General features: G+C 63.7%; 11 protein-coding genes. 9 read left to right on the top strand and 2 right to left on the bottom strand.

The window, feature by feature from the left end:
* Positions 1–52: 52 nt before the first annotated feature.
* The 4 genes from FJV80_RS08985 to FJV80_RS08970 all read left to right on the top strand — a co-directional run bounded on the left by FJV80_RS08985 (position 53) and on the right by FJV80_RS08970 (position 3838).
* Complete coding sequence (locus tag FJV80_RS08985) at positions 53–892, top strand: alkaline phosphatase family protein (RefSeq protein ID WP_142876159.1); 840 nt, start codon at positions 53–55, stop codon at positions 890–892.
* A gap of 279 nt (positions 893–1171) precedes the next feature.
* Positions 1172–1738: a sigma-70 family RNA polymerase sigma factor gene (locus tag FJV80_RS08980; protein ID WP_142876158.1), complete on the top strand. Its 567-nt coding sequence runs from the start codon at positions 1172–1174 to the stop codon at positions 1736–1738.
* On the top strand, positions 1735–2403 hold the full coding sequence (locus FJV80_RS08975; RefSeq protein ID WP_142876157.1) for an anti-sigma factor: 669 nt from the start codon (positions 1735–1737) through the stop codon (positions 2401–2403). The genes FJV80_RS08980 and FJV80_RS08975 overlap by 4 nt, the downstream gene beginning before the upstream one ends.
* Positions 2393–3838 (top strand): S8 family serine peptidase, encoded by a 1446-nt coding sequence (locus FJV80_RS08970; RefSeq protein WP_142876156.1) that lies wholly within the window; start codon positions 2393–2395, stop codon positions 3836–3838. Before FJV80_RS08975 ends, FJV80_RS08970 begins: the two co-directional genes overlap by 11 nt.
* 43 nt (positions 3839–3881) lie before the next feature.
* On the opposite strand, the gene FJV80_RS08965 is transcribed toward FJV80_RS08970, so the two are convergent.
* Entirely contained in the window at positions 3882–4256 is a 375-nt protein-coding gene (locus FJV80_RS08965; RefSeq protein ID WP_095771555.1) for an avidin/streptavidin family protein, read from the bottom strand.
* A gap of 106 nt (positions 4257–4362) precedes the next feature.
* Positions 4363–5385 (bottom strand): substrate-binding domain-containing protein, encoded by a 1023-nt coding sequence (locus tag FJV80_RS08960; protein ID WP_038653696.1) that lies wholly within the window; start codon positions 5383–5385, stop codon positions 4363–4365.
* Between the two features lie 361 nt (positions 5386–5746).
* On the opposite strand from FJV80_RS08960, the gene FJV80_RS08955 reads away from it, so the two are divergent.
* The 5 genes from FJV80_RS08955 to ugpC all read left to right on the top strand — a co-directional run bounded on the left by FJV80_RS08955 (position 5747) and on the right by ugpC (position 12262).
* Positions 5747–7102, top strand: coding sequence for an ABC transporter substrate-binding protein (locus FJV80_RS08955; RefSeq protein ID WP_095771554.1), 1356 nt, complete (start codon positions 5747–5749; stop codon positions 7100–7102).
* A gap of 177 nt (positions 7103–7279) precedes the next feature.
* The gene (locus tag FJV80_RS08950; protein ID WP_095771553.1) at positions 7280–8293 is read left to right on the top strand and encodes a sugar ABC transporter permease; all 1014 of its coding nucleotides are present in this window, start codon (positions 7280–7282) and stop codon (positions 8291–8293) included.
* A 1-nt stretch (position 8294) separates the two neighbouring features.
* Positions 8295–9449, top strand: coding sequence for a carbohydrate ABC transporter permease (locus FJV80_RS08945; protein WP_095771552.1), 1155 nt, complete (start codon positions 8295–8297; stop codon positions 9447–9449).
* Between the two features lie 4 nt (positions 9450–9453).
* Positions 9454–11118 carry an alpha-glucosidase family protein gene (locus FJV80_RS08940; protein WP_142876155.1) on the top strand — a complete coding sequence of 555 codons (1665 nt, stop codon included), beginning with the start codon at positions 9454–9456 and terminating at the stop codon, positions 11116–11118.
* A 31-nt stretch (positions 11119–11149) separates the two neighbouring features.
* Positions 11150–12262 (top strand): sn-glycerol-3-phosphate ABC transporter ATP-binding protein UgpC, encoded by a 1113-nt coding sequence (gene ugpC / locus FJV80_RS08935; protein ID WP_142876154.1) that lies wholly within the window; start codon positions 11150–11152, stop codon positions 12260–12262.
* Positions 12263–12318: the final 56 nt, after the last annotated feature.

The following is a 12318-nucleotide window of genomic DNA, read 5'->3' as shown; positions in this document are numbered from 1 at the left end:
GGGCCCGGGACCCCATCCCTGCCCTCTATGACAAGACTGCATGGAGCAGCCCATGGCGCTCAAATCCAAGCTTCTGCTGATCATCCTCGACGGCGTTCCCTATCGCAACTGGCGCCGGCTGATGGGCAATCTCGAAGGCTGGGTGCAATCGGGCGAGGCGCGGGTCTGGAAGATGCGCTCAGTGCTGCCGTCGACCTCGGCCTGCTGCTATGCCTCGATCCACACCGGCGTGTCGCCGCAGGTGCATGGCATTCTTTCCAACGAGAACCGGTTCCGCGTCGCGCAGCCCGACATCTTCTCGGAAGTCAGCAAGGCCGGAGGCAAGACCGGGGCGGTCACCCACTCCTACTGGTCGGAATTCTTCCGCTCCTACCCGTTCGACCTGGTCGAGGACATGGAATATGACGAGCCGGGCGGGCCGATCACGCATGGCCGGTTCCACACCATGACCGGCTACAACGCCCGCAACCAGATGACGCCGAGCGATGTCGATCTGTTCGCGACGCTGACCATGCTGACCAAACGCCACGGCGTCGACTACGGCATCCTGCACACCTGCACACTGGACTCGATGGGCCATCGCTTCGGCCATGACTGCCACGAGATGGACCATGCGGTCTATGCGATGGATGGCATGCTGGCCGCCTTCCTGCCAGGCTGGATCGCGGCCGGCTACGAGGTCATGGTCACCGCCGATCACGGCCAGACCGACCGCGGCCACCATGGCGGCCATGATAACGAGATGCAGGATTTCGCGCTGTATTATTTCGGACAAGGCCAAGGGCCTGAGGCCGATACTCTGCTCGACCAGTTGCAGCTGGCGCCGACGGTGCTGAGCCGGCTCGGCGTGCCGGTGCCCGCGACGATGAAAGCGAAGCCTTTCTTGGGGTGAGGGCGGCTTTCCCTTCTCCCCTTGTGGGAGAAGGTGTCGCCGAAGGCGACGGATGAGGGGTGTTCCAGGGAACGCCAACGTCTCACTCCGCTGGACCACCCCTCATCCGTCTCGGCGCTGCGCGCCGATCCACCTTCCCCCACAAGGGGGGGAAGGAAGGCGTCCCTACTGGCAACCGCCCCGCTCTTCGGTTAGCCTCCGCAAATTCCTTGGCGGAGGATGAACCTTTTTGGACCGATCGGCGACAGAGCAGGCAGGAGCCAGGCGGCTCGACCGGCCATGACGGCGGCGACGGAGACAGATCGTGCGCTTGTCGACCGGGTCGCGAAGGGCGACCGTGCCGCCGTGCGGCTCCTGTTCATGCGTCACCACGCGCGCGTCTACCGCTTCGTGGCGCGCCAGACGGGATCGGAAATGATGGCTGACGATATCGCGAACGAGGTGTTCCTTGAGCTGTGGCGCCAGGCGCCGTGCTTCGAAGGGCGCTCCGAAGTCTCGACCTGGCTGCTCGGCATCGCCCGGTTCAAGGCGCTGTCGCTGCTGCGCAAGAAGAAGGAAGACTGGATCGACGACGAGGCGGCCGCCGCGGTGCCGGACAGCGCCGACACGCCGGAGGTCGTCACCATGAAGGAAGACAAGGCCGCCGCCTTGCGCCGCTTCATCGACGCCTTGCCCGAAGAACACCGCACGGTGATCGATCTTGCCTATTATCACGGGCAGTCGGTGACAGAGATCGGCGAGGTGCTCGCCATCCCGGTCGCGACGGTCAAGACCCGGATGTTCTACGCCCGCAAGAAACTCGGCGAGGCCCTCAAGGCGGCCGGTTACGACAGGGGGTGGCCATGAGCGCCGCTGAAAAAATGTCGCGTCGCGACGAAATGGAAACGCTGCTGCCGTTCTACCTGAACGGCTCGCTGGAAGGCTCCGACCTCGAAGCCGTCGAGGAATGGCTGGCGACCGATCCGGCGGCGATGACAGCCCTTGGCGAGGCCGAGGCCGAATTCTCCGGCGCATCGGCCGCCAATGAAGCAATCCGCCCGCCAGCCGATGCGCTCAGCCGCTTCGCCAAGGCGCTCGATGCCGAGGCCGGACCTGCACGCAAGCCGGCTGGCTCGTCCTGGCTGGCGCAGGCCTGGAGCCGCTTCATGGCTGTGCCGGTCGGCGTCGCCTGGGCGACGGCCGCGGTCCTGCTGGCGCTGATCGCTGTGCAGTCCCTGGTGCAGCCCGGTGGCAAGGGCAAGGATTTCGAGATTGCCGGCGCGCAAGACGATCTGGCAAAAATGCCGTTCGCCCTGGTCAAGTTCAAACCGGATGCGAAGATGTCGGACATTTCGGCATTCCTCGGCAGCAACGGGCTGAAGGTCATCGGTGGACCGACCGCAGACAGCGTGTTCCGGATCGGCATTCCCGCCGCCAACGCAGCCGACTATGCCAAGCAGCTTGGCCTTATTGCAGCCCAGCCATTCGCCGACACTGTGATCGAGGGAAGGAAACCGGTTGATGGCGGCTGAGGCGGCCCTTCGATTTGCGGCAATCGTGGCGGCGGCGATGACAATCACCGCCGTGCCTGCGTCGGCACAGACCAATGCCGCCAAGAGCGACCAGACGAAAATCGACTGCCGAAACGGCACCAACGCGGCCGGCGCAGATTGCGCCAAGGACGGCAGCGCCAGCGGCAATGCCAGCGGTGCGGGTCCTGCCCAGGCGGCCGCCGTCTTTCTTCCCGCCTTGATCGTCGACCTGTTTCCCAATCCGGTCGCGCCTCCGGCACCGGTGCCGACGCCGCCGCCGGAACCGGTCACGCCGCCCGGCAACAATCAGGCCGGCCCTCCGGCCGGCGGGCCGATCGTCTCGCCGACCGATCTCGTCGCCGTCCAGCCACCGCGCGCCGTGGCCGGCGAATTTGTGCCCGACGAGGTGCTGGTGACGGTCGACGGCGATGCCGGCGCCGTGCAGCAGATCGCCGCCTCCTTCGGCCTCCAGGTGCGCTCGCAGCGCCAGTCACGCCTGCTCGGCACCACTTTGGTACGCTTCGGTATTCCCGATGGTCGCCCCGTCGGCGTCGTGCTGGCGCAGCTTGCCGCCGACGGCCGGACGCAGCGGCGCGAGCCCAACCACATCTACTCGCTGCAGCAGGCCGCCGGCATCGTCAACTATGCCTTTGACCGTATCGCGCTCGATGCCAAACAGGCGAGCGGTCAAAACGTCCGCGTCGCCGTCATCGATACCGGCATCGATGACACCAATCCGGCACTGGCCGGTGTCATCGCCGGACAGTTCGACGCCATGCCCGACGTGCCGGTCGAAAAGCGCGACCATGGCACCTCGATCGACGGGCTGATCGCCGGCGTCGGCGCGCTGGAAGGCATGGCGCCGGGCGCCAGGATCTACCACGCCCGCGCCTTCGAAGGCGGCAAGTCGACCATGGACGTCATCCTGTCCGCGCTCGACTGGGCGGCCGAGCAGAATGTCAGCATCATCAATATGAGCTTCGTCGGGCCGAAGAACGACCTGCTCGGCGCCGCCTGCCGCAATGCCCGCGCGCTCGGCATGGTGCTGGTCGCCGCCGCCGGCAACAACGGGCCGAAGGCGCCCTATGGCTATCCGGCCGCCTTCGACGGCGTCATCGCCGTGACCGCGACCGACGCCAAGGACGGACTGATGCCGCAGGCCAATCGCGGCGCCTATGTCTTCATCTCGGCGCCGGGCGTCGAAATGGTGGCGCCAAGCGGCGCCGGCTCGGATGTCGTCACCGGCACCTCTTTCGCCGCGGCGATCGTCAGCGGCGCCATCGCCAATCTCCTCCATGCTTCGCCCGACCGCTCGGCCGACGACATCGAGAAAGCGCTGGCAGCCACCGCCAAGGATCTCGGCCCCAAGGGCAGAGACAATGATTTCGGCTACGGCTTGTTGGACATCAAGGCCGCCGGGGCGGCAAGCGACTAAGGTTAGCTTGGAGTTTAACGTGGCTGCGAACCAGTGAGATCGCTCAGTCAATACGCTCGAAGGTGTCCAGGCTCGTCCCGAAGGCGCGCCATGCTCCAACCGTGGTCAGCTTTGCGGGCTCACCTTCCGCCTCGGCTGAGAGCACCTGTCCGGCCACCGTGTGCCACAACATCTCGATCTTGCCGTCTCGAACAATGCCGGTGTAGCTGACAGCGGCAGGCCCCGCCTTTCCCGACGCCGCAGACGTGAAGCCAATCACATCTCCATGAGCGGCGCCATAGAATGGCACCACCATCCCGGAGAAGCTGCTGTCCGGCAACGCTGTCCTGAAGACACCCCGGATCATGCCACCACTATCATCTTCGATAATCACAACCGAGCCGTATTGATTGCGCCAAGTGCCTTTCCACGAAACCATGTTTGCCTCCTCTCACCCCGTCATGCGCTAACGTTGGGGGGCGGCTTACCGTTCCGCACGATTACCGGGCCGCCCCCCCTCGCTCAGAGTGATTGCGTTTCGACCGCTAGGCCGGCGCTCCCGCAACCGATCCCCTGACCACCAGATCGACCGGCCAGACTTCGCCGCGGGCGCCTTCTTCCAGCCCCGAAATCCGCGCCGCCAGCCGCTCGGCGACGCGGGCGCCGGCAAGGCGGATGGATGAGCGCGTCGTCGACAGCGGCACAGAAAAATTCTCCGGCTTCAACCAGGGGAAGACGTCGTCATGAGCGATCAGCGAGACATCGCCGGGAATGGTGAGGCCGAGGTCGCGCACCGCGCGCACGACGCCCAGCGCCATGATCAGGCTGGAGCAGGCGATCGCCGTCGGCGCGTCGCCCTCCTCGAGCAGGCGCCTGGTGGCGCGATAACCGTTCTCTTCGGTCATGACCACGGAGCAGACATGGCGTTCGCCCAGGCTTAGCCCGCTTGCCGCGAGCGCGCGGCGCACGCCGCGCTCGCGATGGATGGCGAAGGTCTCGCGGTCGTCGCCATTGATCAGCGCCAGCCGCCGGTGGCCGAGCTGGACCAGCAGCCGCGCCGCTTCGTGGAAGGCGCCCTCATTGTCGATGTCGAGATAGGGATAGTCGAAATCGAAGCCCTCGCTGCGGCCATGGACGAGGAAGGGAATGCCGAGCGTGCTGACCAGCGCCACCCGACTGTCCTGCGGCCGCGGCGAAGAGATATAGACGGCATCGACCTGCCGGTTGGCGACGATGCGCCGATAGGTCGTCTCCTGGTCGTCGGCGTCCGCCGGGGACAGCACGAGGTCGAGCTCGTGCGAGCGGGCATAGTCGCCGAGGCCGGACAGAAACTCGACAAAATGCGGATCGATGTCGACGGCCGCACCCGTCGGCAGGACATAGCCGATCATGCCGGATTTGCCGGTCGCCAGCCGCCGCGCGCTCGGATTGGGGCGATAACCATGGCGCTTGGCGGCGTCCATGACGCGCCTGCGCGTCTCCTCGTTGACCTCCGGATAGCCATTCAGTGCCCGGCTTACCGTGGTCTGCGAAAGCGCCAGCATATGCGCGAGCTGCTTGAGGTTCACAACGGCCTCCATTCCCTCAAAGCGCTTTTAAATTGAATCGACCCAATCGCCACAAAGGCGCGACGGTATCGAGATGACCATAGTCGGGGTTGGAGTCAGTTTGAAACGAAAATTGCTGTTGCGCTGCCAAAAAAGCATGCTGCGGTGCACTTTTCGGCGGCATAATCTGCAAAATTAAATCGATTAGCTACCGAGCCTCTTGACTTTCAGATGATTCAATGGCGTGATCCGAAAAGCCAAAGCGCTTTGGAAGACTCTTCGAAAGGTTGCGGTTCCCTTGCGACTGAGTCACAGTCCTGCGGCGTCGGCGGGCGGAATGGAGGTTCCGTCCGGTGTGTGTGACCCACTGGGAGGAATACCGATGAAGAAAATGCTTTTGCTGGGTGTTGCGTTTGGTGCGCTCGCCCTGAATACGCCCGCGCATGCCGAACTGAAGTTCAAGCCAGGCGAGGACAAGCGCTTCAACTGGGCAAACTTTGAAGACCTCAAGAAGGTCGACCTCAAGGGCGAGACGCTGACCATCTTCGGGCCGTGGCGCGGCGAGGATGAGACGCTTGTCCGTTCGGTGCTCGACTATTTCTCCGAGGCGACCGGCGCGGAGGTGAAATACTCCTCGTCCGAAAACTACGAGCAGCAGATCGTCATCGATACCCAGGCCGGCAGCCCGCCGAACATCGCCGTCCTGCCGCAGCCGGGCCTGATCCAGGACCTCGCTTCCAAGGGCGTGCTGACTCCGCTGGGCGACGACGTCGCCGCCTGGATCAAGGAAAACTACGCCGCCGGCGACTCCTGGGCCAAACTCGGCACCTATACCGGCAAGGACGGCAAGTCGGCCTTCTATGCCTTTCCCTACAAGATCGACGTGAAAGGGCTGGTCTGGTACTCGCCCGACAATTTCGAGGAAGCCGGCTACAAGGTGCCGAAGACGCAAGAGGAACTGGCCGAGCTCGAAAAGAAGATCATCGCCGATGGCGGCAAGCCCTGGTGCATCGGGCTTGGTTCCGGCGGTGCGACAGGATGGCCGGCGACCGACTGGGTCGAGGACATCATGCTCAGGACGCAGCCGCCGGAAGTCTACGACAAGTGGGTCAAGAACGAGATCCCGTTCACCGACCCGGCGGTGGTCAGCGCCATCGACATTTTCGGCAAGATCGCCACGGACGACAAGATGGTGGATGGCGGCGCCAAGGCAGTGGCGGCGACCGATTTCCGCGACAGCCCGAAGGGGCTCTTCACCGTGCCGCCGAAGTGCTACATGCACCATCAGGCATCGTTCATCCCGTCCTTCTTCCCGGAGGGCGTGAAGCTCGGCCAGGACGCAGACTTCTTCCCCTACCCGCCCTACGCCTCCAAGCCGGAACTCGGAACGCCGCTGGAGGTCGCCGGAACGCTGGTGATGATCACCAAGGATTCCAAGGCATCGCGCGAGTTCATCAAGTTCCTCGAAATGCCGCTCGCGCATGAATTGTGGATGGCACAGAAGAGCTTCGTCACCCCCTTCAAGAGCGCCAACAAGGATGCCTATGGCAGCGATGCGCTGAAGAAGCAGGGCGAGATCCTGGTCGGAGCGACGACAGTCCGTTTCGACGGCTCCGACCTGATGCCCGGCAAGATCGGTGCCGGCTCATTCTGGACCGGCATGATCGATCTGGTCGGCGGCAAGTCCGCCCAGGACGTGGCCGCCGACATCCAGAAGAGCTGGGACGCAATCAAGTAGATCGCAACAGGCAAGCTGGAACCTTACTGATCCTCCTGCAGGATCCGGGCCACGGCCCGGGTCCGACCGGCGGCATACGCCGGAAGCCTTCGCGTTTCGATTGTTCCGAATGACTCACAAAGTCGGTGCATCCGACCGCCAGCTTGCCTGGCTGGTCATGCGCAGGGAGAGGGACCCATGGCGGCTCAGATTTTCTCGGCCATTTTCGTCATCATCATCGGCGTCGGCGGCTGTGTCGCCTACTTCTGGGGCGCCAACAAACTGCTGGACCTGACCTTCCCTTCGCGCGGGGTCACCGGCACGGCTGCCGTCAACAATCTGCGCCGGCAGGGCCTTGTGCGGCCATGGCTGTTCGTCGGCCCGGCGCTGATCATTCTCACCATCTACCTGATCTACCCGGTGATCGCGACGCTATGGCTCTCCTTCCTCGACCGCGGCGGCAGCAGTTTCGTCGGGCTCGCCAACTATGAGTGGGCTTTGCGCGATCCAGACCTCCGGCGCTCGATCCTGAACAACCTGCTGTGGCTGGCCGTGGTGCCGGCGGCCTGCACCTTCCTCGGCCTGATCATCGCCGTGCTCACCGACAAGATCTGGTGGGGCACGATCGCCAAGAGCCTGATTTTCCTGCCGCTGGCCATCTCCTTTGTCGGCGCCAGCGTGATCTGGAAGTTCATTTACGAGTATCGCGGCGAGGGCCAGGTGCAGATCGGCCTGCTCAACGCCATCATCCAGCATTTCGGCGGCCAGCCGCAGGTGTGGATATCGCTGCCGTTCTGGAACAATTTCTTCCTGATGATCATCCTGATCTGGATCCAGACCGGCTTTGCCATGGTCATCCTGTCCTCGGCGTTGCGCGGCATTCCGGAAGAGACGCTGGAGGCCGCGGTCATCGACGGCGCCAACCCGTTCCAGATCTTCTGGAAGATCATGGTGCCGCAGATCTGGGGCACCATCGCCGTTGTCTGGACCACCATCACCATCCTGGTGCTCAAAGTTTTCGACATCGTGCTGACCATGACCAACGGCCAGTGGAACAGCCAGGTGCTGGCCAATCTGATGTTCGACTGGATGTTCCGAGGCGGCGGCGATTTCGGCCGCGGCGCAACGATCGCCATCATCATCATGATAGCGGTCATCCCGATCATGGTCTGGAACATCCGCCAGGCGAACAAAGAGACGGGAGGACATTGAGATGGCCGTCGCGACCGGAAAATCCTTCGCCAGCCGTTTCGGCGTCCACATAGCGGTGCTGGTCTTCGTTGCCATCTGGACCATTCCGACACTCGGCATCCTGGTCTCGTCGCTGCGCGACAAGGACCAGATAGTCGCCTCGGGCTGGTGGAATTCATTCGCCAGCTCCAGCCAGACCGAGGCCGGGCGGCTGCCGCCCGCCACGGCGCAGACCCAGAAGGACGGCAAGTACGTTCTCGAGGGCAACATTTTCGGCGATGGCGCCAAGCGCAACATCAGCGCCTTCGGCGTCAAGGCGGCCGCTCCGACGCAATATCCGGCCGGCTCATCGGCCGACCTGGGTGAAGGCGTCACCCTGCAGGTCAATGCCGACGGCAGCTTCGTCATGACCTCGCCCAAGGCGTTCGAAGGCGACCGCGGCCAGCGTCTCTACTATGCTTCGTCGGCGCCGCCGAAATTCACCCCCGACAACTACCAGACGGTGCTGTTCTCGGAAGGCATCGGCCGCTCGTTCATGAATTCGCTGACCGTCACCATACCGGCGACGGTCATCCCGATCCTGATCGCCGCCTTTGCCGCCTATGCGCTGGCCTGGATGCGGTTTCCCGGCCGTGCGCTGCTGATCGCGGTCATCATCGGCCTGCTGGTAGTGCCGCTGCAGATGTCGCTGATCCCGCTGCTCAAGCTCTATAACGGCGTCGGTACTTTCTTCGGCGTGCCGTCGAAGACCTATCTCGGCATCTGGCTGGCGCATACCGGCTTCGGCCTGCCTTTCGCCATCTACCTGCTGAGGAGCTATATCGCCGGCCTGCCGCGCGAGATCATGGAATCGGCCCGCATCGACGGCGCCAGCGATTTCGAGATCTTCGTCAAGATCGTGCTGCCGCTGTCCTTCCCGGTGTTGGCCTCCTTCGCCATCTTCCAATTCCTGTGGGTATGGAACGATCTCCTGGTGGCGATGGTTTTCCTTGGTACGGCACCCGACCAGATCGTGTTGACGGCTAAGCTCAACGCGCTGCTCGGCTCTCGCGGCGGCAACTGGGAGATCCTGACGACATCGGCCTTCATCACCATCATCGTGCCGCTAATCGTCTTTTTCTCGCTGCAGCGCTATTTCGTCCGCGGGCTGCTCGCCGGCTCGGTGAAAGGAGGCTGAAATCATGCAATCCGCTTTGAAAGCCAGTTCGAACCCCGACCTCGCCATCGATCGCGACTGGTGGCGAGGCGCGGTGATCTACCAGATCTATCCGCGCAGCTACCAGGATTCGAACGGCGACGGCATCGGCGACCTCAAGGGCATCATCGGACGGCTGCCCTACATCGCCGCGCTCGGCGCGGACGCCATCTGGATCTCGCCCTTCTTCAAATCGCCGATGAAGGATTTCGGCTATGACGTCTCGGACTATTGCGACGTCGACCCGATGTTCGGCACGCTGGCCGATTTCGACGCGCTGACGGCGGAGGCGCACCGGCTGGGTCTCAAGGTGATGATCGACGAAGTGCTGTCGCACACGGCCGACATCCATCCCTGGTTCAAGGAAAGCCGGTCGAGCCGTAGCAATTCCAAGGCCGACTGGTATGTCTGGGCGGACGCCAGGCCCGACGGGACGCCGCCCAACAACTGGCTGTCGATCTTCGGGGGGTCGGCCTGGCAGTGGGACACCAGCCGCCAGCAATATTACCTGCACAATTTCCTGGCCGAGCAGCCCGACCTCAATTTCCACGACCGTGAAGTCCAGGATGCGCTGCTCGACGTCACCCGCTTTTGGCTGGAACGCGGCGTCGACGGCTTTCGCCTCGACACGATCAATTTCTACTTCCACAGTCAGGGCCTGGAAAACAATCCGCCGCTGCCGCCGGAAGAACGCAACGACCAGACCGCGCCGGCGGTCAATCCCTACAACTACCAGGACCATCTCTACGACAAGAGCCGCCCGGAAAATCTCGGCTTCCTCGAACGCTTCCGCGCTTTGCTCGACGAATATCCGGCAACCGCCGCCGTCGGCGAGGTCGGCGATTCGCAGCGCGGGCTGGAAGTCGTGGCCGCCTACACGGCCGGCGGCAAGCGCGTGCACATGTGCTATTCCTTCGACTTCCTGGCGCCGGAAAAGATCAGCGCCGCCAAGGTGCGCTCGGTGCTGGAAGCCTTTGGCAAGGTCGCCAGCGACGGCTGGTCGTGCTGGGCGTTTTCCAACCATGACGTGATGCGCCCGGCCTCGCGCTGGGCCGCCGGCGAAGCCGACCCTGTCGCCTATCTCAAGGTCATCTCGGCATTGCTGATGTCGCTGCGCGGCTCGGTCTGCATCTACCAGGGCGAGGAACTCGGGCTGGGCGAGGCCGAACTGCGCTTCGAGGACCTGCAGGACCCCTATGGCATCCGCTTCTGGCCGGAGTTCAAGGGCCGCGACGGCTGCCGTACGCCCATGGTGTGGGATGGCGGCGCCAGGAATGGCGGCTTTTCCCAGGCCAAGCCCTGGCTGCCGGTGCCGGCCAAGCATCTGGCGCAGGCCGTCAATGTCCAGCAAGGCGACCAGGCTTCGCTGCTCGAGCACTATCGGCGCTTCCTGACCTTCCGCCGCGCCCATCCGGCTCTGGCCAAGGGCGACATCACCTTCATCGAAAGCGAGGGCGACACCGTCGCCTTCACGCGCCGCGCCGGCAACGAGCAGGTTGTCTGCGTCTTCAACCTGGGCGCCAAGCCGGCCAAGGTTGACCTTGGCAGCCGATCACTGCAACCTTTGCCGGGACACGGGTTTTCCGGGCAGGCGAGCACCGGTTCGATCGAGCTTGGCGGCTACGGCGCCTGGTTCGGGCGCATAGACTGAAATCTTTGAGGAAATCACTGGGAGGACACCAATGGCCGATGTCAATCTGAGACAAGTGAAGAAGTCCTACGGCAATCTCAACATTCTCCACGGCATCGACCTCGATATCAAATCGGGCGAGTTCATCGTCTTCGTCGGTCCATCGGGCTGCGGCAAGTCGACCTTGCTGCGCTCGATCGCCGGGCTCGAGGAAATCACGTCGGGCGAACTCAAGATCGATGGCGACGTTGTCAACGACGTGCCGCCGTCCAAGCGCGGCATCGCCATGGTGTTCCAGTCCTACGCGCTCTATCCGCATATGACGGTCTACGACAACATGGCGTTCTCGATGAAGATCGGCAAGGAGAACAAGGCCGAGATCGACCGCCGCGTGCGCCAGGCGGCGGAAATCCTGCAATTGACCAATTATCTCGACCGACTGCCCAAGGCGATGTCGGGCGGCCAGCGCCAGCGTGTCGCCATCGGCCGCGCCATCGTGCGCAATCCGAAAGTGTTCCTGTTCGACGAGCCGCTGTCGAACCTTGACGCCGCGCTACGCGTCGCCACGCGCATCGAGATCGCCAAGCTCAAGGAATCGATGCCCAACACGACGATGATCTATGTCACCCACGACCAGGTCGAGGCGATGACGCTGGCCGACCGCATCGTGGTGCTGAAGGACGGCCATGTCGAACAGGTCGGCACGCCGATGGACCTTTACAAGAAACCCGGCAATCTGTTCGTCGCCCAGTTCATCGGCTCACCGGCCATGAACATCCTGCCGGCAACCATCGACAAGACCGGCAACCCGACCGTCGTCAGCCATGTCGGCGGCCGCAAGGCGGCGGTGCCGATCACCACGCCGGCCTCGGCCAAGGGCGCGGCGGTCAGTTTCGGCGTGCGGCCGGAAGACCTGATGATCGCCAGCGGCGCGGACTATCTGTTCGAGGGAACGGTCGACTATGTCGAGCAGCTCGGCGAGGTCCAGCTGGTCTATGTCGATATCGGCCGCGCCGACCTGCCGCTGGTGACCAAACTGCCGGGCAATGTCGAGGTCAAGCGCGGTTCGACATTGCGGCTGAGCGCCAATGCCGAGGACCTGCATATCTTCGATGCGGACGGACATTCCTTCGCGCTGCAAAAGCCGGAAGCAAAAGCGGCTTGAGGCCGCCGGTCCTGCTGGGTCAAGGCAACAAAAAAGAGCGGCGGGCCCCGCCCCCC

The sequence above is a fragment of the Mesorhizobium sp. WSM4310 genome, assembly GCF_007003935.1.
Taxonomy (GTDB): domain Bacteria; phylum Pseudomonadota; class Alphaproteobacteria; order Rhizobiales; family Rhizobiaceae; genus Mesorhizobium.
Note: the sequence above shows the minus strand (reverse complement) of the source record. Positions and strands in the feature narration are given on the sequence as shown.